Source organism: Neorhizobium sp. R1-B (genome assembly GCF_004368875.1).
Taxonomy (GTDB): domain Bacteria; phylum Pseudomonadota; class Alphaproteobacteria; order Rhizobiales; family Rhizobiaceae; genus Neorhizobium; species Neorhizobium huautlense.
Genome location: NZ_SOEM01000010.1, coordinates 120,523 through 141,567, shown reverse-complemented (window position 1 = coordinate 141,567; position 21,045 = coordinate 120,523). Strand labels below are relative to the sequence as shown.

The 21,045-nt window shown below is 59.9% G+C and carries 18 protein-coding genes; 12 read left to right on the top strand and 6 right to left on the bottom strand.

Features of this window, described 5'->3' with window-relative positions; genetic code table 11:
• The first annotated feature begins 14 nt into the window (after window positions 1–14).
• On the top strand, window positions 15–2,012 hold the full coding sequence (locus EDE05_RS15730; protein ID WP_132411121.1) for a CocE/NonD family hydrolase: 1,998 nt from the start codon (window positions 15–17) through the stop codon (window positions 2,010–2,012).
• On the opposite strand, the gene EDE05_RS15725 is transcribed toward EDE05_RS15730, so the two are convergent.
• Window positions 2,005–2,925, bottom strand: coding sequence for an alpha/beta hydrolase (locus tag EDE05_RS15725; RefSeq protein WP_245505140.1), 921 nt, complete (start codon window positions 2,923–2,925; stop codon window positions 2,005–2,007). The genes EDE05_RS15730 and EDE05_RS15725 overlap by 8 nt on opposite strands.
• Before the next feature lie 174 nt (window positions 2,926–3,099).
• Between EDE05_RS15725 and kynU the strand changes: the two genes are divergently transcribed.
• The 5 genes from kynU (at window position 3,100) to EDE05_RS15700 (ending at window position 9,404) form a co-directional block, all read left to right on the top strand.
• A complete protein-coding gene (gene kynU / locus EDE05_RS15720) occupies window positions 3,100–4,293 on the top strand; it encodes a kynureninase (protein ID WP_132411119.1) in 1,194 nt (397 codons plus the stop codon).
• Window positions 4,294–4,465: 172 nt separating this feature from the next.
• The gene (locus EDE05_RS15715) at window positions 4,466–5,581 is read left to right on the top strand and encodes an ABC transporter substrate-binding protein (protein ID WP_105372263.1); all 1,116 of its coding nucleotides are present in this window, start codon (window positions 4,466–4,468) and stop codon (window positions 5,579–5,581) included.
• 302 nt (window positions 5,582–5,883) lie between these two features.
• On the top strand, window positions 5,884–6,918 hold the full coding sequence (locus tag EDE05_RS15710) for a branched-chain amino acid ABC transporter permease (protein ID WP_132411117.1): 1,035 nt from the start codon (window positions 5,884–5,886) through the stop codon (window positions 6,916–6,918).
• Window positions 6,919–6,921: 3 nt separating this feature from the next.
• Complete coding sequence (locus EDE05_RS15705) at window positions 6,922–8,694, top strand: branched-chain amino acid ABC transporter ATP-binding protein/permease (RefSeq protein WP_132411115.1); 1,773 nt, start codon at window positions 6,922–6,924, stop codon at window positions 8,692–8,694.
• Complete coding sequence (locus EDE05_RS15700; RefSeq protein ID WP_105372123.1) at window positions 8,691–9,404, top strand: ABC transporter ATP-binding protein; 714 nt, start codon at window positions 8,691–8,693, stop codon at window positions 9,402–9,404. Before EDE05_RS15705 ends, EDE05_RS15700 begins: the two co-directional genes overlap by 4 nt.
• Window positions 9,405–9,416: 12 nt before the next feature.
• On the opposite strand, the gene EDE05_RS15695 is transcribed toward EDE05_RS15700, so the two are convergent.
• The gene (locus tag EDE05_RS15695; protein WP_207914844.1) at window positions 9,417–10,850 is read right to left on the bottom strand and encodes a sulfatase-like hydrolase/transferase; all 1,434 of its coding nucleotides are present in this window, start codon (window positions 10,848–10,850) and stop codon (window positions 9,417–9,419) included.
• A gap of 285 nt (window positions 10,851–11,135) precedes the next feature.
• Here EDE05_RS15695 and EDE05_RS15690 point away from each other — a divergent pair, with 285 nt between their 5' ends.
• On the top strand, window positions 11,136–12,026 hold the full coding sequence (locus EDE05_RS15690) for a lysylphosphatidylglycerol synthase transmembrane domain-containing protein (RefSeq protein ID WP_132411114.1): 891 nt from the start codon (window positions 11,136–11,138) through the stop codon (window positions 12,024–12,026).
• Window position 12,027: 1 nt separating this feature from the next.
• Here the strand turns inward: EDE05_RS15690 and EDE05_RS15685 are convergent, their stop codons facing one another.
• Window positions 12,028–12,777, bottom strand: coding sequence for an FkbM family methyltransferase (locus tag EDE05_RS15685; protein WP_132411112.1), 750 nt, complete (start codon window positions 12,775–12,777; stop codon window positions 12,028–12,030).
• Window positions 12,767–13,552 (bottom strand): CDP-alcohol phosphatidyltransferase family protein, encoded by a 786-nt coding sequence (locus EDE05_RS15680; RefSeq protein ID WP_132411110.1) that lies wholly within the window; start codon window positions 13,550–13,552, stop codon window positions 12,767–12,769. Before EDE05_RS15680 ends, EDE05_RS15685 begins: the two co-directional genes overlap by 11 nt.
• Before the next feature lie 300 nt (window positions 13,553–13,852).
• Here EDE05_RS15680 and EDE05_RS15675 point away from each other — a divergent pair, with 300 nt between their 5' ends.
• The 4 genes from EDE05_RS15675 to EDE05_RS15660 are packed head-to-tail and all read left to right on the top strand — an operon-like array spanning window position 13,853 to window position 17,054.
• Window positions 13,853–14,821 (top strand): zinc-binding alcohol dehydrogenase, encoded by a 969-nt coding sequence (locus EDE05_RS15675; protein WP_245505139.1) that lies wholly within the window; start codon window positions 13,853–13,855, stop codon window positions 14,819–14,821.
• 9 nt (window positions 14,822–14,830) lie between these two features.
• Entirely contained in the window at window positions 14,831–15,229 is a 399-nt protein-coding gene (locus EDE05_RS15670; RefSeq protein WP_132411106.1) for a 6-carboxytetrahydropterin synthase, read from the top strand.
• Window positions 15,226–16,272, top strand: coding sequence for a glycosyltransferase family 4 protein (locus EDE05_RS15665; RefSeq protein ID WP_132411104.1), 1,047 nt, complete (start codon window positions 15,226–15,228; stop codon window positions 16,270–16,272). The genes EDE05_RS15670 and EDE05_RS15665 overlap by 4 nt, the downstream gene beginning before the upstream one ends.
• The gene (locus tag EDE05_RS15660; RefSeq protein ID WP_165924174.1) at window positions 16,269–17,054 is read left to right on the top strand and encodes a class I SAM-dependent methyltransferase; all 786 of its coding nucleotides are present in this window, start codon (window positions 16,269–16,271) and stop codon (window positions 17,052–17,054) included. Before EDE05_RS15665 ends, EDE05_RS15660 begins: the two co-directional genes overlap by 4 nt.
• Here EDE05_RS15660 and EDE05_RS15655 read toward each other — a convergent pair.
• Complete coding sequence (locus EDE05_RS15655; protein ID WP_132411100.1) at window positions 17,013–17,840, bottom strand: RibD family protein; 828 nt, start codon at window positions 17,838–17,840, stop codon at window positions 17,013–17,015. The two genes, EDE05_RS15660 and EDE05_RS15655, sit on opposite strands and share 42 nt — an antisense overlap.
• Before the next feature lie 246 nt (window positions 17,841–18,086).
• On the opposite strand from EDE05_RS15655, the gene EDE05_RS15650 reads away from it, so the two are divergent.
• Window positions 18,087–19,325: a glycosyltransferase family 87 protein gene (locus EDE05_RS15650; RefSeq protein ID WP_132411098.1), complete on the top strand. Its 1,239-nt coding sequence runs from the start codon at window positions 18,087–18,089 to the stop codon at window positions 19,323–19,325.
• A gap of 30 nt (window positions 19,326–19,355) precedes the next feature.
• Here the strand turns inward: EDE05_RS15650 and EDE05_RS15645 are convergent, their stop codons facing one another.
• Window positions 19,356–20,888 (bottom strand): hypothetical protein, encoded by a 1,533-nt coding sequence (locus EDE05_RS15645; protein WP_245505138.1) that lies wholly within the window; start codon window positions 20,886–20,888, stop codon window positions 19,356–19,358.
• Window positions 20,889–21,045: the final 157 nt, after the last annotated feature.

Sequence of the window (21,045 nt, the reverse complement as noted above, 5' to 3'; positions counted from 1 at the left end):
AAAGTGCATGCGACATGACCGAGCGCTCTTTCACCGTCATCGAAAACCATTGGATCACGCTGGGGGACGGGACGCGGCTTGCTGCCCGCATCTGGATGCCCGACGGCGCCGAAGCAGACCCGGTGCCTGCGGTCTTTGAATTCCTGCCCTATCGCAAGCACGACGGAACGAGTGCCCGAGACGAATCCACCTATCCGGCCTTCGCTGCGGCGGGCATTGCCGGAGTGCGCGTCGACATCCGCGGCTCAGGCGAGTCGGACGGTGTCATCGACGGCGAATATACCGAGCTTGAGTTGGCGAATGCCTGCGAACTGATCGCCTGGATCGCCGAACAGCCCTGGTCGAACGGCAATGTCGGGATGATGGGCATTTCCTGGGGTGGCTTCAACAGCCTGCAGGTGGCAGCGCTCCGCCCGCCGGCCTTGAAGGCAGTAATCTCGATCGCATCCACGACAGATCGATACAATGACGACATCCACTACAAGAATGGCTGCCATCTATCGGCGCAGCTCTCCTGGGCCGCAACCATGCTTGCCTATCAATCGCGTCCGCCGGACCCTGAACTTGCCGGCGAGCGCTGGCGCGAGATGTGGATGAAGCGGCTGGAAAACGAACCCTTTTTCCTGGAGGAATGGCTGACACATCAGCGTCGAGACGACTTCTGGCGCCACGGCTCGATCTCTGAAGATTACTCGGCAATCGAAATCCCGGTACTGGTGATCGCGGGCTGGGCAGATGGTTATCGCAACACGCCGCTCCTGGCCGTTGAGGGTCTCGGCAAGAAGGCCAAGGCATTGATCGGGCCTTGGGTGCACAAATATCCACATTTTGCCTGGCCGAAACCGCGCGCCGATTTCCTTGGCGAAGCGATCGCCTTCTGGAACCATTGGCTCCGCGGCGAGGAAAATGGCGTCGAGACCATTCCCCAGGTGCGCGCCTATCTTCTCGACGGGCCGAAGCCCGCGCTGCGCCGCGATTCGGATCCAGGGATCTGGATTTCCAAGGAGGTCTGGTCGAAGCCGGATATGCGTTGCTTTTATGTCGATCAATTCGGTACGCTGTTGGAGGGCATGCCGACCCCAAGCGCGGCGCATGAAATATATCTCAAGTCGCCTCTCGATACGGGTACGGCCTCCGGTGAATGGTTCACCCTCAAGCCCGATGCGGAGCTTGCAGGGGACCAGCGCGTCGACGATGCCGGCTCTCTCGTCTTGGAGACGATGCCGCTTTCCGAACCGCAGGCCTATCTGGGCCAACCGGTTCTGACCGTTGCGCTTCGTGCCGATGCGGAGCTTGCCAACCTCTGCGCTCGCGTGGTCGACATACATCCGGACGGCTCGGCGACACGGGTCTCCTTCGGTGTCATCAACCTCGCCCATCGTGATGGCAATGCCGAACCGAAACCGCTGACGCCGGGCGAGCCGGTATCGATCCGTCTGGCGCTTGACGCTTGCGGTTACCGCTTTGGAAAAGGGCACCGCATCCGGCTGTCGCTCTCGACGGCCTACTGGCCTACGATCCTCCCGCCTCCGGTAAACTCCGGACTGACCATCGACATCGCCTCACTCGGCCTCGCGCTGCCTATGCTTGGTGAACACGAGTCGTTCGAAATGAAGCAGCCCGGCAATCCCGATCCCCTGCCGAAATATATCGCCCATACGCCACCCGTTACGAGGCGCAGCGTAACCCGCGACCTCTCCGCCAACCGCACCGACTACCTCGTTCATGAGGATACCGGGCTTACCGAACGTCCCGGCACCGGGCTTTCGACGCGCCAGCTTCGCGAGGAACTGTGGTCGATCTCACCGGATGACCCGCTTTCCATGAAAGGCACCGCTATCTGGACATGCGATATGCAGCGGCCAGGCTGGTCGGTGCGGACAATTTCGATTTCGCGGATTTCCTGCACCGACAGGGACTGGCTGATCGGCGCATCCGTGACCGCCTATGAGGCCGAAAAACAGGTGTTCGAAAAGATATTCGAGAAGTCGATCCCGCGCGATCTCATGTAGCCAATCGCTTAACCGCTTCGCATACCGCATGAAAACCTTCGCGAGCGCCCTGGCTCATATGCCGGGCCCGCAGCCAGGCATGCACCATCTGCGGCTCTTCGCGTAAGCTGACCTCCACACCCACCCGCTTCAGTCGTTGTGCGTAAAGATATCCGTCGTCGCGAAGCGGATCGAAATGCGCGACGGTGATGTAAGCGGGCGGCAGACCAGCCAGATCATGTGCCAGCAGCGGATGAGCCACCGGCTCGTCCGACGGAGCTTTCAGGATCGCCCGGTAGTAGGCGACGTCCGCAGTCGTCAGCCCGGGCGCCTGCGCCATCTCCAGGTAAGAGCCGGAAACCAGGTCTCCGCCGAGGCTGGGGTAGATCAGCACCTGGCCGACAACGCCGGGAAGCCCTTCGTCGCGCGCCCGCAAAGCCAGGCTCGCCGCAAGGTTGCCGCCGGCGCTGTCGCCGATCAGGACGATCCTGTTTCCCTGTCCAAGAAGCTGTTTCAACACGCCGAAGCAGTCGTCCGTCTGGGCCGGCCAGAGATGTTCCGGTGCCAACCGGTAGTCCACTGCAACAAGTTCGGCGCCGGCATGTTCGGCAATCTCGGCGCAGATTGCATGATGGCTATCGAGCGATCCCACCACAAAGCCGCCGCCGTGCAGATAGAGCAATACGGTCTCGGTGCCTATCTTGGCCGGGCGATAGTGGCGGACCGGCACGAACAGCATCTCGTCCCGAAAGGTGAGGCCCTGCGGCAGGGGCTGGTCGAAACGGGCGCAAAGTGCGTCGTACCAGTCGCGCTGCTGCTGGATCGGAGCATTGACCGCATCCGCTGGATAGAAATCGTCGCAAATCCTCAGGAATTCCAGAATACCCGACTCTTCCGGGCGGGGTCCCGGCTTGGAAGCAGTGTCCATCATCATCAACAAACCTTCCGGTGCAGGATGGTGGAAGGTTAATGCGGCCGTGGGCGCTGAACAAGATCGGAATGCGCCCGAAATCCGCCAACCCGGGCGCGAATCCATCTTGCATGACCGGCACCAGCTTCTAGTCTGACCTTCATCGTCGCCGTTGTCTCTAACTGCAAGGTGCTTCTCGTGACGGATTTTTCGAAAACCCGCTCGTTCTTCTATCTGCCGGAGGGGACGACCTACCTGGACGGCAACTCCCTCGGCCCGCTGCCGCTGTCGGCCAGGGAGCGCGTCGACAGGCTGATGAGGGAGGAATGGGGCCAGCTTCTCATCAAGGGCTGGAACCAGGCAGGATGGATGACGATGCCGCGCCGCATCGGCGACCGCGTCGGCAAGCTGATTGGTGCCCCGCCAGGCACGGTCGTCATGGGCGACACATTGTCAATCAAGGTCTATCAGGCGCTTGCCTCGGCCCTCGAACTGGTGCCGGAACGCAAGGTGATCCTCTCCGACAGCGGGAACTTTCCCTCCGATCTTTACATGGCCCACGGGCTTTTAGGTTCACTTGGCAAAGGACACACGCTGAAGATCGTCGAACCCGAAGAGGTGGAAACTGCGATCGACGAGACAGTCGCCGTATTGATGCTGACCGAGGTGGATTATCGCACCGGGCGGCTGCACGATATGAAGGCGCTGACGAGGAAGGCCCATTCTCTCGGCGTCGTGACCCTCTGGGATCTCGCCCATTCCGCCGGCGCTCTGCCGGTGGATCTGGCTGCAGCCGAAGCGGACTTCGCTGTCGGCTGTACCTACAAATATCTGAATGGTGGCCCGGGCGCTCCGGCTTTCATCTATGTGGCGCCGCGCTATGCGGATAAGGTAAGGCCAGCCCTTTCCGGCTGGCTCGGGCATGAACAGCCCTTCGCTTTCGATCTCAGCTACCGGCCGGGCGGCGGCATCGATCGGATGCGCGTCGGCACGCCGCCGATCCTCGGTCTTGCCGCTCTCGATGCGGCGCTCGATGCCTGGGAGGATGTCGATATGCAGGATGTGCGCAGGCAATCGATCCGATTGTGCGACCTGTTTGTGACGGAGGTCGAACGGCGCTGCCCCGCGCTGGAACTCGCCTCGCCGCGGGACGGACAGAAACGCGGCAGCCAGATATCCTTCCTCCATCCCGAGGGCTACGCCATCATGCAGGCCCTGATCTCCCGCGGAGTCATCGGCGATTTCCGGGCCCCCAATGCAATCCGCTTCGGCTTCACGCCCCTTTACATCGGGGAAACCGATGTTCTGAAGGCGGTCGATGTTTTGGAAGACATCATGACCAACAGTATTTGGGATACCGCGGAATACAAACAGCGGGCCTTGGTCACCTGACCCTGCAGTTTCTGCTGAAAGCCAATCAAACCAGGAGTTCGGCCATGGAGATTGTTTACAAAGAAACAATCTCCATGTAAACAAACAGACGGGCGGGAGGAGATCGCCCACTTTGTCCTGGGAGGATTTTATGAAACACCGGTTTTTTGCTGGGATAGCGGCGATTGCCGTCATGTCCCTTCCCGTATTCGTCACCCCCGCGCTGGCCGACATAACGATCGGCGTCACGATCCCCACCACTGGCCCCGGCGCAGCGCTCGGCATCCCGCTGAAAAATTCGGTGGAGCTCTGGCCCAAGGAGATCGCCGGCGAAAAGCTCAAGGTGATCTTGCTGGACGATGCCGGCGACCCTTCGATCGCTACGACCAACGCCCGCCGGTTTGCCAATGACGACAAGGTCGACGTGATCATGGGTTCGGCGCTGACGCCGGCTGCGATCGGTGCGGCCGGCGTTGCCGCCGAAGTGGGCGTGCCGCATTTCGCCATTTCTCCGGTGCCGCCACCGGTCGCCAAGGGGAAATGGACCTTTGTCCTACCGCAGTATTCGAGCGTGCTCGCCAAGCGCATGTTCACGCGCATGAAGCAGGATGGCGTCAAGCGCGTATCCTTCATCGGCTTTGCGGATTCCTACGGCCAGCAATGGGTCGAAGAACTCAAGAACACCGGCAAGGAATACGGTCTGGAAGTCGTGGCCGACGAACGTTATGCCCGTGCCGATACTTCGGTTTCCGGTCAGGTTCTGAAAGCGATTGCCGCCAAGCCCGACGCCGTCTTCATCGGCGCTTCCGGCACCGGCGCGGCACTGCCGCAGATCGGCGTGCGCGAGCGTGGATTCACCGGTCCGGTCTACGTTGTCTCGGGCGCCGTGACCTTCGAATTCCTGCGCATTGCCGGCAAGGCGGTAGAAAACACGATCTTCTCTTCCGGCCCCGTCATGGTGGCGGAAGACCAGCCCGACGATTCGCCGACCAAGGCGGAAGGCCTGGCCTACCTCAAGGCCTATGAAGGCAAGTTCGGCCCCAATAGCCGCACACAGTTCGGCTCGCATGTCTGGGATGCCATGGTCATCCTCAAGAAGGCCGTGCCAGTCGCGCTGCAGAAGGCCAAGCCGGGCACCTCGGAATTTCGTGCAGCACTGCGCGATGCCATAGAATCGAGCGGTCCCTATAATGCGACCCATGGCGTGTTCCAGTTTACGCCGGAAGATCATTATGGCCTCGACCAGCGCGGCGCCGTGCTGCTGACCGCCAAGGACGGAAAGTTCCAGCTGCTGCCGGAGAAGAAGTAGGCCATTTGACCGCTGAACGGCCCATGTGACGGCTTTTCCTTCGTTGATACCGCAGGGAAAGCCACATGTCCTCCTCGTCATCCGGCCTTGATCCGGTATCTGGCGTACGAGATCCTGCGAGGCGAAGGCTCTCGCAAGGCATCGTTCGCGGCGCAGATCCGCCGTAGCAGATACCGGATCAATTCGGCATGAGGGGCTGGAAACCGTCAGCAGCAACAAACTGTATTTGCCGAATATGTTATCCGCCCTCGGCGGATCCTTCTTAAAAACTCCATTCCATCGCACAAGCGTGAGGGATGCATTTGGACGCGACGATTGCGACATTCCTGATCCAGGACGGCCTGACCAACGGCGCGGTTTACGCGCTGCTGGGACTTGCCATCGTCCTGGTCTTTTCGGTCACCCGCGTGATCTTCATTCCCCAGGGCGAGTTCGTTGCCTATGGCGCACTGACGCTTGCCACACTGGATGCCGGCAATGTGCCGGGAACGCCGAAGCTGCTCCTTTGCTTCGGCGCAGCTGCCTTTCTGCTCGACCTCTGGTCATGGCGGCGCGATCTCAAGGTCGACGCGCTCGCCCGAAATTTTGCGCTCAATCTCGGCTTGCCTCTGTTGATCTATGGCGCGGTGCTTTATCTGGCGCCGCTGCAGTTACCCTCCGTCATCCGCGCGCTGATGACCGTGTTGATCATCGCGCCCATGGGTCTTTACGTCTACCGTATAGCTTACCGGCCGCTTGCGGATGCATCGGTACTGGTGCTGCTGATCACGTCGGTAGGCGTTCACCTCGCCATGCTAGGTCTCGGGCTGATCTTCTTCGGCCCTGAAGGCTTGCGCGCTACGCCGCTGCATGACGGCAGTTTTACCATGGGGCCTCTGCTGGTGACGGCGCAGAGCGTGCTGATCTATTTCACGACCATCCTGATCATGGTCGCCCTCTATTTCTTCTTTGAAAAGACATTGCTCGGGAAGGCGCTGCGGGCGACGGCAGTCAACAGGCTCGGCGCCCGGCTCGTCGGCGTGCGCACACAGTTGACGGGCGTCACCGCTTTTGTGCTGGCAGCAATGATCGCCGCCGTATCGGGCGTCTTGATGGGACCGATCACCACGATCTACTACGACACCGGCTTCCTGATTGGTCTCAAGGGCTTCGTGGCCGCCATTCTCGGAGGCATGGGCAGCTTTCCGGTCACGGCCATTGCCGCAATCGGCGTCGGCATGGTCGAGTCGTTCGCGTCCTTTTTTGCCAGCAACTACAAGGAAATCATCGTGTTCGGCCTGATCGTTCCGGTGCTGATCTGGCTCTCCATCGATGCCGTCCACCATGAGGAGGAGTAAGCCATGATCGCCAACAAGCACCTCATGCCTGGCATCGCGGCCATCACAGTCCTCGCGGTTCTTCCCCTGCTGCCGGTTCCGCCATTCTGGATAACGCTCGCCAACAATGTCGGGCTAGCTTCACTAGTCGCCATAGGCCTTGTGCTGCTGACCGGCGTCGGCGGACTGACCTCCTTCGGCCAGGCGGCGTTCTGTGGGTTCGGCGCCTATACCACCGCCGTGCTGACCACCGCCCATGGTTTCTCGCCATGGATGACCCTACCGGTGTCGCTATTGATAGGCGCCGCCGTTGCCGTTCCGCTGGGACTGATGACGGTGCGCCTTTCGGGACATTACCTGCCGCTCGGCACCATCGCCTGGGGTCTCGCCATCTATTATCTCTTTGGGCGCATCGAAATGCTCGGTCGTTACGATGGCATCACCGGCATACCGCCGCTAAATATAGCTGGCTATCCGCTTCTCAGCGGCCAGTCGATTTTCTACGTCATCTGGATCTTTGTGATCCTTACCGCCATCGGCGCGCAGAACCTCCTCAATTCGCGAATCGGTCGTGGAATTCGTGCCTTGCGTGGCGGTGGTCAGGCCGCCGAGGCGTTCGGCGTCAACATCGAGCGCGCAAAGCTCATTGTCTTCATTTTCGCCGCTATTGTCGCAGCCCTTTCCGGCTGGCTTTATGCCCACATGCAGCGTTCGGTGAACTCCACGCCTTTCGGCCTCAACATGGGAATCGAATACATGCTGATGGCCGTGGTCGGCGGCTCCGGCTACATCTGGGGAGCGATCTTCGGTTCGGCGTTCGTGCTGATCGTCAAGGAGATCCTGCAGCGCGTCATGCCGGAGCTCGTCGGCAGCGGCATCAATGTGGAAATGGTCGTTTTCGGCATCCTTCTTGTCGCCATCCTGCAGCTTGCCCGCAATGGCCTCTGGCCCATGATAGCGCGCCTGATGCCCGCAAAAAGCCAGCGGTCAATTCCCACCTCGGTACGAAAACTTGCAAAGCGCACGCTTGCGCCGCCGGGTTCGCCGCTCATCAAGGTGGACAGGGCCCGCAAGGCCTTTGGCGGGCTGGTGGCGGTCAGCGACGTAAGTTTCGAGGTAAAGGCCGGGCAGATTGTCGGATTGATCGGCCCCAATGGCGCGGGTAAAAGCACGACCTTCAACTTGATCACCGGCATCGCCTCCCTCACCAGCGGTTCCGTCTCCTACCAGGGCCAGCCTTTGACCGGAAACAGTCCGCGCGAGATCGCCAAACATGGCATCGCGCGAACCTTCCAGCACGCCAAGATCCTGCCGGATATGTCGGTTCTGGAAAACGTTGCCCTCGGAGCGCATCTGCGTGGCTCCGCCGGGGTGTTCAGGAGTTTCCTTCGGCTCGACCGGGAGGAGGAGGCGACTTTGCTCGCCGAAGCAGCCTACCAGCTCGATCGCGTCGGCCTTAGCCAATACCGCGACCGGCCAGCCGGCGATCTGGCCCTCGGCCAGATCCGTATTCTCGAAATCGCTCGTGCACTTGCGGCCGATCCGACGATACTGCTGCTCGACGAGCCCGCGGCTGGCCTGCGGCACGGAGAAAAGCAGGAGCTTGCCACGCTTCTGAACAAATTGCGCCAGGAGGGCGTCAGCGTGCTCCTGGTCGAACACGATATGGGCTTCGTCATGGGCCTTGTCGATCATCTCGTCGTCCTTGATTTCGGCACACTGATTGCCGAGGGCCGGCCGGCGGACGTCCGCAGGCACCCAGCCGTGGTTGCCGCCTATCTCGGAGGCGTGGCATGAGCCGGAACCTGCTCGAATTGACCGATATCCATGTCTCGTATGGACATGCCGAGGTTCTGCATGGCATTTCGCTTGCCATGCGGCCCGGCAGCATCGTCACCGTGATCGGCGCGAATGGTGCCGGCAAGACGACGCTGCTGAATGCGGTCATGGGCGTTATCCCCTCAACCGGTGCGATCCTCTATGATGGAGTCCCGGTGCCGCGCTCTGTCGAGGCCCGCGTCGCTGCAGGCCTATGCCTTGTGCCGGAAAAGCGGGAGCTTTTTTCATCCATGACCGTCGAGGACAATATTGAACTCGGCGGCTTCCTGCGCAGCGCCTCTGAACGGGGAGAAACCCGTGAAGAGCTTTATGCACGCTTCCCTCGACTTGCCGAGCGACGCAAACAGCTGGCTGGTACGCTATCGGGTGGCGAGCGTCAGATGCTGGCGCTGGCGCGCGCGCTGATGAGCCGCCCGCGCCTGTTGCTGCTCGATGAGCCTAGCCTGGGTCTCGCGCCCAGAATCGTCGCCGACATCCTGAACATTGTTTCGGAACTACGAAAAACCGGAGTGGCCATCCTGCTGGTAGAGCAGAACGCGCGCGCAGCCCTGGAAATTGCCGATGAAGGCTATCTGGTGGAGCTCGGTGAAGTACGGCGTTCCGGTCCCGCAGCCGAATTGGCAGTCGATCCCGCGTTGATGGAAAGTTATCTTGGCGCGCATTCCTGAAACCTTGCCCGATCAATCGAAACTTTCGACGAATTTCTGGCGAAATTCGTCCATTCGATAAACCGGTGTATCCTTCGTGGGAAGCATGCCCGGTTGCCACTTCCAAGGGTCGATGCGTTTTAAGATCTCCGGGTTGCCGGTCACGAGATGAACAGGCACGTCGCGGGACGCACCCTCTCCGGTGATGATCGAGGCGGGCTGATGATCTCCGAGCAGGATAAAAAGCGTGTTCTCTCCATATCGAGCCATATAGGAGCCGAGGGTCTCAAGCGCATAGTCGATCGAGGCTGCATATTGCGAACGCACCCGCTCGGGATCTGCCCACACGACCGAGGCCGGATCGCCACTCTCCGCCTGGTCGTTGAAGATGGTCCCGTCACCTACTTTGTCCCAGTCGACCAGTGAAGGAATTGGCGTCCAGGGCGCATGACTGGAGATCAGCGCAATCTCCGCCATGAGAGGTCGATGTCCGGGTGATCGCTCCAGCTTCTCGAAGACCGCCAGCGTATATTGATCCGGCATCGTCACCCAATTGAAGGGTTTTCCCTTGTAGCCGAGGCCCGCGGCAGCATGAACGCGGTCATAGCCGAAATAGGCCGATTCCGGCCAGTCGAGCGTAATCGCCGGCATGACTGCGGCAGTTCGCCAACCCGATGCGCGAAAAAGACTGTTGAGGCTTCGCCGTTCGCTCGTGATCATCCGGTCATAACGAGACTGGTTATCAACCCACAGCCCCGAAAGAAGGGTGCCATGCGCGAGCCAGCTTAAACCTCCGACCGTAGGCGAGGTGAGCCAGCCGCTGCGCGCCTGTAATCCCGACGCTTGGACCTCGTGCTCGACCGCAGCGAGGCGATCATGGATCCGGAGGGCATATGACGGATCTTCGATGACGCTACGGCCGTAGGATTCGATAAAGACCAGCACGACGTCCATGCCGGACAACGCCGCAAAATGCGGGCCGGAGGAAACCGCATCACGACCCAGTTCGGCCTCGAAACGATCAAGGTCGGCATTGGACTCCCTTATCATGTCGATCCGGTTGACGATGTAGGGGAAGGTCGGCGCGTCGACGCCGAGATTGCGGCGGTTATCATCCTGTACAGCAAACAGCGTCAGGCCGACGAGCAAAAGGACGCCGCTTCCGATTGCTAATCGCCGCCGCGTTTGGCTTGAAAGATTACGGAAGCCGCCGAGCGACCAGTAGAGCAGGGCAACAACCAGAAGCCAAGCAAGCAGACCGGCGCAGATGATTCCGACGGCCTCCCTGGCCCCCACCGCACCGCTCAGGAGATTCCATCCGTCGGTTAGGATCTTGACGTCCAGATACGGGTTGAACGGCCGCTGGAAGGCAATGCCGGTGCCAAGGTCCGCCAATTTGAGAAGCAGCATTGCGCCAGCGAGCAAAGTGGCTGACCAGCGCAGGAGGGCCAAAAACCGGCCACTCATCGTTGACGCCAGGAATGCAAGCCCCGCGACTTCGAGTGGAAATCTTACGTCAGAAAGGTCCACGAGGGACTGCGGATTGGATGGAAGCGCCAGGATCAGAGCGACCAACAACAACGAAATCGTGATCCGAAGAGTGGAAAACCGGTTTACAGCGGGACGCGTATGATACTGTGGAAGAACGTTGCGACCTCGCGCGCGAAAAGGCCGGTATTCATTCATGCGTCCCTCTCTCCGTCATTGTTGCACGCTATGCGTCTATTGAAGTTTATCGGCATTATAGCGGCTATGGCACTTCTCGTTGCCGTGATCTGGCGTTCCGATCCACGACGAATAGCAGCAGATCTGTCATCGGCCAGCCTTGTTCATGTTATAGCAGGGCTCATTCTGGTCCAGGTTCAGATCGTGCTTTCCGCTTTGCGTTGGCGCTTTACGGCGGCGAGGCTTGGGCAAGGCCTGGATCGAGGCCGGGCAATCGGCGAATATTACCTGGGAACGCTGCTCAACCAGCTTCTTCCGGGCGGCGTGGCAGGCGATACCTTGCGAGCCTTCCGTAACCGCGCCGGAATAAAAGAGGGTTGGAAGGTTCCGGCCCAGGCGGTAATCCTGGAGCGGGTAGCCGGTCAGGGCATATTCTTTCTCATTGCGGCATTCGGAATTTTGATCTGGCCCCTTCTCGACGGCGGAATGATCCCGGAAAATCTGCGCACTCCATTTCAAGGTTTCGCATTGTTCGTCGCCGCTGGGGCGGTGGCTGTCCTCATTGTTTTTCGCTATCCGCCACGAAGGATCGCGCCATACACGAAAGAGCTCCATACAGCCTTTGCCCAGGTCTTCCTGCAGGAGCGAGCGTGGTTGTTGCAGACGGCGTTGAGCATTGCGATCGTCGGAAGCTACATTGCCATGTTTATGGTCGCGTCAGCAGCTGTCGGCGCACCGCTGCCGGCGCTTGCAGCCGTGACCGCCATTCCACTGGGCCTGTTGACGATGTTGATACCGGCCACGATCGCCGGATGGGGAGCCCGTGAAACGGCCGCAGCGTCGCTTTGGCCCCTCTTCGGTTACACGGCCTCGGACGGAGTTGCCGCCAGCATCCTCTACGGCCTCCTGGCACTGGCGGGAGCCACGCCCGGTCTCATTGTCTTGATTTCAGCGGCGCTCGGCAAAAAGCGGGCCTGAATCATCCCCCTTCAAGCCGTGCATAGATATCGCCGGACGAATTATCTTTGGTCAGCCGGGATAGCTCGATCAACATGTCGTCGGCAGACATCCATTCGCAACGCACGAAATGATGTCGCTCTCCTTCGACGCGATTGAAAAGATATGGCCCAAGTCTCCGCAGATGGCCGATCGCCTCTTCGGCGATCTCCATGGTGGCGGGAATATATTCGAAGGCGACAAGCGGCACCGGATGATGCAAGCCGGCTATGATATCGGCTTCTGCACCCTCCACGTCGATTTTGCAGAAACGCGGAAGGCCAAACTCTGCGATCAATGCGTCCAGTGTAGTCATTTCGACGCGCTCGACCCGATCCCAGGTGACGTTGCGAAAGCCTGCGGTCTTGCCAACCTTCGAAATCCAGGCGGACGAAATGCTGGTTACGGTGGGATGCATCCGTGAAATATGCAGATCGACGCTTCCCGCCTCCTTCCCTACGGCCTTACGCAGCAGGATAAGGTCTTCGCCGGCAAAAGTCCTTTGGACGAAATCGGCAAATATCGGCTGCGGCTCGAGCGCGACCACTTTGGCGCGGAGCGAAAGCAACGTTCGGCTACGGCTGCCGGCATGCGCACCGATATCGAACACCAAGTCGCCCGGCCTGATGAAGTCTGCATAAAAGCGTCGGAGCGCCGAACGGCGCCAGGGCTGGCCGTAGTAGATGAGCAACGAGCGGACAAACCCGAGGGAAGCCGCGAAATCAGCCCGCATGGCCGCGCCCGTTCCTGTTCAGCAGAAACGCCACATCGACACCGAAGGAGTAGGTGAGCGCGCCAAGTGCCCCTGCAGCAAGCAGGCCGGACACTGGCGGCGCCACCACCGGAAAGAGGAGCAGGCAGAGCGTTATTCCTTGCACGACGCAGATTGCTTGACGTCGGGTGGAAGGCGGCAAATCCCCACGAAGCCCAGGAAGGAGCACCTGGGCGCCAACATAGCCGTAACGCATCAGGCCGATCAGCAGCACCCAGGCCCCGGCCTTGTCCAACAGGAAGGCGGCCAGAGACAGGAAGAAGATGAGCAGAGCATCGATCTCCATGTCGAAACGCGCACCGAAAGGCGAAACCGTGCGGCCTCTGCGTGCGAAATAGCCGTCTATCCCGTCCAGGCCAAGGACGATCGAAACCACCACTCCGGTAAGGTACAACGTCTCCGGATGATGGCCGAACCCGCTTGAGGCCAGCAACAACCCACCCAGAACGGCCGTGACCGCGCCGCGGATCGTCGTAATGACATTGGCGAAGCCGAACCGACTGTGCCCATGCGCCTCGAGGTTACCAAGTGAAACCGCCGAGATTGCCGCATAAATGGCAAAGGCGGTGCTGATCGCCGGAGTATCAAGCCCCAGACGGTCGCCGAAAAAATACATGCTTGCCAAAAGAACCACCCCGACGGCCAAAGTGGCCGCAGCGGCATCGATAAACAGCGAGCGGCGGGCATTGCGGGCCAACATTTCGTCCGGACGATGGGCACCGGTCCACTCAGCCATCGCAACGACTCTTCAAGAAGGTTTCCCAACCCAAAAAGTCGAGGACAAGCGTGACGCCGCCCACCTTCTCCGAAAGACTATGTGAAAAATTCATGACAAGCTCCTCATGAGCAAGATGGGGAGATTTACGACGAACCGCCAAGGCTGGATTTTGAAAGCCCTGTCAAATAAACGTGATACGGCGCTTACCCTCTCGCGGAAACGCTCCCTTGCCGCCATCGATTAAGTCCCTAGGTGTGAACTGGTAGGAGTGAAAGGGGCTGGTGTTTGACAAGGCGTGAGACAGCTCAGGAAGCAGCCGTGACGAATGAGAGCCGTGCGCTGTGGTTCGAAGGGCCAGGGCGCTGCATGCTGCGTTCCGAAGCCCTTCCTGCGGAAGCGGGAGGCGAAGCCACGGTTCGTACGCTTTTCAGCGGCATCAGCCGCGGTACCGAATCCCTCGTCTTCGAAGGACGCGTGCCGGAAAGCGAGTATGAGCGCATGCGGGCGCCTCATCAGGCTGGCCGGTTCCCTTTTCCCGTCAAATACGGATACGCCGCCGTGGGTGTCGTGGAGGCGGGACCTGACTCTTTGGTGGGAAGGCCTGTCTTCTGTCTTCATCCACATCAGGATCGGTTTCGCGTACCATCCGGTTCCGTCCACACCCTGCCGGAGGATCTTCCGCCCGAACGGGCTGTCCTTGCCGCCAATATGGAAACCGCTCTCAATATCATTTGGGACGCGAGGATCCAGCCGGGTGATCGGGTTGCCGTCTTCGGCGCCGGCGTTGTCGGGCTGATGGTTGCCTATCTGGCATCGCGGATCATCGGCACCGAAACGATGGTTTGCGACATAATCGAGGACCGTTTGGAAGCCGCGAGAATTTTGGGCGTCCGCTTCACCCTGCCGGATTCCGTCCCTGAAGATTGCGATGTATTGATCAACGCGTCCGCCTCCGACGTAGCGCTTGCCGCCGCCCTCGATCATGCCGGCTGTGAAGCCCGTATCGTCGAGGCTAGCTGGTATGGCGGGCAATCCGCGCAAATCCCCCTGGGCGGCGCTTTCCACGCCCGGCGGCTTTCTATCGTCAGCTCCCAGGTCGGTACGTTGCCGCCGGACCACCGCCCTCGCTGGAATGCTGGACGGCGAATGGCGAAGACCCTTCAGCTCCTTGCCGACGGCAAACTCGATTGCCTGATTTCGGGAGAAACCGCCTTCCAGACATTGGCTGACGATTATGCACGCATAATCGGCTCTCCCGCCACACTCTGCCACCGCATTCGCTTTTGAGGAAATCTCATGTTCGCCGTCGAAGTCCGTGATCACGTCATGATCGCGCATAGCCTTCCCCGCCCGGTTTTCGGGCCTGCACAAGGCCTGCACGGGGCCACCTTCGTGGTCGATGCCGCCTTTTTTACCGAAGACCTCGACGAAAATGGACTGGCCGTCGATATCGGACTGGCCATTGATGTTCTGAAAGAGGTCCTCGCGCCGCTGAACTATCAGAATCTGGACACGCTCGAGATATTCTCAGGCCGGATAACGACGACGGAATTTCTCGCGAAGCACATTTTCGACCGTATCGCCGCGGCGATCGGCAAAGGTCGATTGGGGAGAGATGGTGGGCGCATTCGCAAGCTGCGGGTTATGCTACACGAATCCCACATGGCTCGAGGCTGGTATGAGGCGGAATTGTGAACCGAGATATCGTCTTTGCTTACCCTGGGGATATTGAAACCCGCACTGGCGGATACGGCTACGACCGGCGCGTCATCGCATCGCTTGCCGAACGCGGTTGGAATATTCAGCTGGTTTCGCTTGGCGAGGGTTTCCCAAATCCTGGCAGCGCCCAACTCTCCGATGCAGGACAGCTTCTTTCGGACACGTGTCGGGACGGAAGCCTTGTCCTTGTCGATGGGCTTGCCTTCGGGGTCATGGACCAATGGGCGGCACGAGAGGCTGGCAGGCTTAAGATACTGGCCCTTGTACATCACCCCTTGGCTCTGGAAACGGGGCTCAGCGAGGTGAGGCAACAGGAGTTGAAAGCACGGGAGGCGGCCGCGCTTGCGCATACGCATGGGGTGATCGTCACCTCCCACGCCACCGCTGCGGAACTCGCGGCGAACTACCAGGTACCATTCGAAAAGATCGCGGTGGCCACCCCGGGGGTCGATCCAGCGCCCCTCGCAGTCGGTGGGGGCGACCCGCCGCTGATCCTTAGCATCGGCACCCTGACCCGCCGCAAGGGCCACGACGTGCTGATCTGCGCGCTCGAAAAGATCCAGGGCCTGCCTTGGATCTGCCGCATCGTCGGAAGCAAGACCCTCGATCCAGGCGTCACGGTGGCACTGGAACGACAGGTCGCCCAGTCGGGCCTGGGCGATCGGATCGACTTTGCCGGCCAGTTGGACGACGTACGCGGCGAGCTCGCCAAAGCCGACATTTTTGCGCTCGCCAGCCGGTATGAGGGCTATGGCATGGTCTTTGCCGAAGCGCTCGCACAAGGCCTGCCCATTGTCGGCTGCGCAGCCGGTGCGGTTCCGGATGTCGTGCCGGAAAGCGCCGGCTTCCTTGTACCTCCGGATGATCCGGAGACTTTTGCTGCCGCATTGCGCCGACTGTTGCAGGAACCCGAGACGCGCATTGCCATGGCGGACGCCGCTGCGATTGCGGGCGCAAGTTTGCCGTCCTGGAAAGACACGGCCACAGTCATATCCGACTATCTGGAGGCGGTGCAGTGACCGGCTTCGGCAAGACATGGCTTGCCTTGCGGGAGCCGGTAGACGTCCGCTCCCGCGATCAGGCCTTGCTGGCCGGAGCGATCGAAGCCGTCAGGAACACAAACAGGGACGGCATTCTCGACATCGGATGCGGCACCGGTTCGACTTTTCGCACCCTTTCACCCAAGATAGGCGGAAACTGCCGCTGGAGGCTGTTCGATCACGATCCGCAACTGCTGGATGAGGCCCGACGCCGCCACCTGGGCGAAGCGGAGTTCCTCTGCGGAGATCTGAACGATCTGGAAGCACTGCCGCTTGCCGATGTTGGTCTGGTGACGGCGTCGGCGCTTTTTGATCTCTGTTCCGAACGATACATCCTGGCATTTGTCGAAAAGATTTCTGAAGTCGGCGCCTGCCTCTATGCCGCATTAAATTATGACGGCGAGATGCACTGGTCGACAACACATGCCCTCGATGAGGCGATCATGGAGAGTTTCAATGCCCATCAGTTGAGTAACAAGGGATTCGGCCTATCGCTCGGACCGACGGCGTGGCAAACACTGTCGGAATGCCTGCGAAAAAGAGGCTATTCGGTCAAGACTGCCGCATCGCCTTGGATCATGACAGCGGCCGACGCGGAGCTGCAACGGCTCTTTCTCGATGGAATAATCCGCGCAGTTCACGAATATGGCCTGCTCGATGCAGCTGAGGTCGATGACTGGGCAGAATTCCGGACCGCGATGATCGATCGGCGGGAATGTTCATGCCGTGTCGGCCATCAGGATATCCTCGCAATCCGGTAATGCCGCCGCCCGCTGGGCTTCGACACGTAGATTGCAGTCGAAAACGATATCGGTGCCGATGTTGTACACTTGAACTTCAGGACGGCGCGCCTGAGAAAGCCGATCGATTGGCGTGAGCCGGATACCTGCCGGCCCCGAGCCGATAATGATAGGTGAGACGGAAACATGCAGCCGATCGACCAATTGCGCGTCGATGAAGCGCGAGATCGTGTTTGCCCCTCCTTCGACCAGCACGGAGGTAAGGTCTCGCTCGGTGAGGGCCGCAAGAATATCGCGGGGCGACAGGCTGCCATCCGCTTGTCGTGGCAATGAGATCAGCTCATGCCCGCCATTGCGGCGTGCCACGTCGTCCGCCTGTATGACGATAACTGGCATCCCGCCGTCGTTCAGCATCTTGGCGCGGCGGGGCATGCGTCCGTTGCAATCCACCACGACACGCACAGGACTCTTTCCGGGTGCGACGCGAACGGAAAGGCTCGGATCATCCGCCACCACCGTTCCGACGCCGACGACGACGGCATCAACCAGGGCGCGACAACGGTGCAGATGGGCGATCCCGTCGGATCCTGAAACATCCTGGGCGTCCCCCATCGGAGTTGCGATTCGGCCATCGAGCGATTGGCCGACTTGTGCCAAGACGAATTGCCCACTCCGCCGGGCGATCGGGGCGTAAAGGGGCAGACAGGAGACGTCGGCATCCGGGGAAAGCACGCGAGGCCCGATCAGGCCCTCGCGAAGCGAGAGCAGATGCTGCCACATCTCGTCGGTTACTCTGACTGATTGCATCCATCGCCTCGTTAGCCGGCCGGAAACTGGAAATGCCGCGACGAAAAAGAAGTTCCGTTGCCTATGCTATATAGGTTTAGCGCATCCCAAGAAACTCACCTTGTGGATACTCCCAAGACCCGTCAACCCGGAGGATGCGGGTCCGGGGCGGCCGGATCTGAGTCCGATTACCCCTTCGCCATAAGGCTTAGCCTCATCTCATTGCCTTACTCGCCTCACGGGGCTTACCCAGTTATCAGATGATCAATGCGCGAAAGCGACACTGATCCTCTGAACCTGGGGCATCATCTGATGATTGCGATAGGACGCTTCGCCAAGATTTCCAACCCCTTGATATCGATCGCGATTCTGGCGCTCGCTTTTGCGATGCTTTACGCGGTTGGGATACAGGGCGTGATGAAGGCCGGGCCAATCGGCGACGACTTCATGGTTTTCTATCGTGCGGGAGGCCTGTTCCTTCAAGGCGGCGATCCGTGGCTCGCGCTCATGAATAGCCCGCAGCCTTATTCCTACCCGCCACACTCACTCTCGATTATTGTCGCGTTTGGCCTTCTTCCGCAATCTATCGCCCTTGCCCTTCATATTGCGATCTGCTTGGGCGCCATTGCGGCCATGTGCTACTGCGCCAACCAATGGTTTCTGAACATAAAGAGCTTCAGAAGCATGACCATTGCACAAGCCTTGGCGCTGGCTCTGATCATCGGCAACCCCTACACTGCAACCAGCTTGTACCAGGGACAGATGACATTGCCGGTCATGGCTGCACTGTTGTTATCCTGGCATTTCCGGCAAAAGGACCGATGGGTGACGGCGGGCGTTTTTCTTGCTTTTGCCACCCTGAAACCACAGCTTTCCGTTCTCTACGTCATCTGGCTGCTCATGTCGGCGAATATCGGAATGGTTCTGGTAGGCGGCTCGCTCGCCGGCCTCATGACCCTCCCCGGCGCACTGCTCCTTGGCCCGTTGAAACCATTCGAAAGCTGGCTGACCTCACTTGGCGGCTATTCGCACGTTTCCATCAATGCACCGGGCTCGCCCTTCGTCGTCGGCATGGAAAGCCTTCTCGTCGCGCACGGGCTCGAGCCGGACCGCCTGTGGCTGATCCTGCTGTGCCTCGCGGGGACGGCGCTTCTATTCAGGTACCGGCGCCATCTCGACCAGACGGTCATCTTGCACGCACTGCTCGTGCTTTCATTCACGTTTCTCTATGCGCACGACTACGACTATGTCGCGGTCATCCTGCTCTGGAGCTACGGGATGATGATGGTCCTCCATAGCGCCAGCTTTGCAAAATTGAGCCTTTACGCCATTTTGGCGCTCGGCTTCTTCATACCGCAGAGATTGCTTCGCGATATCGACATTCCGCTCATCGTCCATTCACGCACATTGATCCTCGCAGCGCTTTGCCTGGCGGTAATCGTCTGGAGCAACGAGATCAGTCGCACTGCAGCTCCCAACAAGCGTTATTCCTCCGTCGCAGCCTGATCTGTCGCAGTCGTTGGCAACGATCTCGAATCAATTCTCCAAGAGCCGTTGTACGGCCTCCCATTTCGGATGGCTCGCACCCTCGATCTCCAGCAGCCCCCAGCTTCCCCATTTGCTGGGTTCGCCCATAGAGGCAAAAACCGCGTACAGATCGCCGCCGGCCGCCCACCAGTTCTGGATATGCCGAATGTAGAGCTCCCCCATACGGGGATCCCTGTTGGCGGCGATAAACAGATCCGTCAGCTTTTCGTTGTTTTCGGCGCCGCCGAAACCGACGAGGTGCTGGCCCCCTTCATAGGCATAAAGTTTCACGCCATGCTCTCGCGCGATTTCCGCCTGAGTTTCGATGGATCTCTTGTTTTCCGTCTCGATTTCCTTTGCCAACTCGAAGAAGATCCGGCTGAGCGGCCAGGTGGAGACTTCGTCCGCCTGCTCCGGCGCTCCAAGTCCGCCGCCGAAATAGGGGGCGATGGCCAGCACATCCGCGTGTTTCTCCACCCCTTTCCAGGACATTATGGTCGTGCTCGTCCAATCGTTCGCCGCCTGGGCGCAATAAACGCCGATGATCCGATGCCTGTCGGCACCGAACACATCTTCCCATCTCGAGATGATCTGCGTCGCGCGATGGGCATAATATCGAAGCTGTGCTTGGTAGCCGTCGTTCGAAAAGCCGAGCGCCAGCCCTTGTTTTCCCGCATAGTCCGCCTGATCGAACATCGTATTCCAGACCTCATTGGAATATTCGACATGCACGTTCAAACTAGGATCGAGATCCTTGCGGACCTGCTCGGCGAAGCGCTGAACATAATCGTCATCGGCAAGATGCGGCATGTTGAACCAGGGATCGATTTTCACCTCATTACAGAGTTCGATCATGTATTCGAGCGGAACCCCGAGATCAGAGCGACCGAATTGTCCGGGTCGCGGCCTGTCGTTCCAGCTCCGCACCTTGGAATTGTTGGTGCCCATCCAGTCCATGAAGCGCAGGGCGGACATGCCCTTGAGCCTCTGCAGAAACGGCTCTCTGAACCTGCTTTTCGGTATCGGGCCGCGCTCGTAGACCCTAATGTTGCGAATCGGATCCGCAGGGTCGGTTTCCAATATACGGCCGGTAAAGGCGTCCGGCTTCCTCAGATTCCTGACATCGTCGCGTCCGGGAAACCGGGCCTCGAGTTCGCCGCCACCGACATAGGTCATTCGGCCCTTCCCGTCATAGTGGACCGAAAGCTCGACAGGCAGGTGCTTGCGATGCTCGGTGAATATCAGGAAACTATCCATCACCGACCCCTCTGGCACTACGGTCGGGTATCCGTCTTCCGTCATCGGAGGCAGCGGCGTGTCCCAGGTGAAGGGCGCGTCCTTGATCTGGACCCGCCAGCGCGCCGCATTGTGGGCAAGATTGGAAAAGGGCTGTTCCGCGGCCCAATAGGACATGCCGCTTATATTCAGGGCCAAGCGGCCGGGTGATGGAGCGGCCGCAAGTGCCGGACCGCTGCTCGAACTGCCGAGAAAGGGCGTGATGGCGGCACTCGACAACAGTTGCAGCAGCGTGCGACGGTTCACCTGGCTCTCCTTGAAAGCGGACCTGCTGCTGTCTCGGCTTGAAACTTGCGGCCATCGCATCGAAAGCCATACGCGCATCGCCGGCAAGCAGCCCAAAAGGCGGCGCCGGACCCTTCAATCGGATACGCGTCTATATCTTTTGCATAGGCCGAGGCGA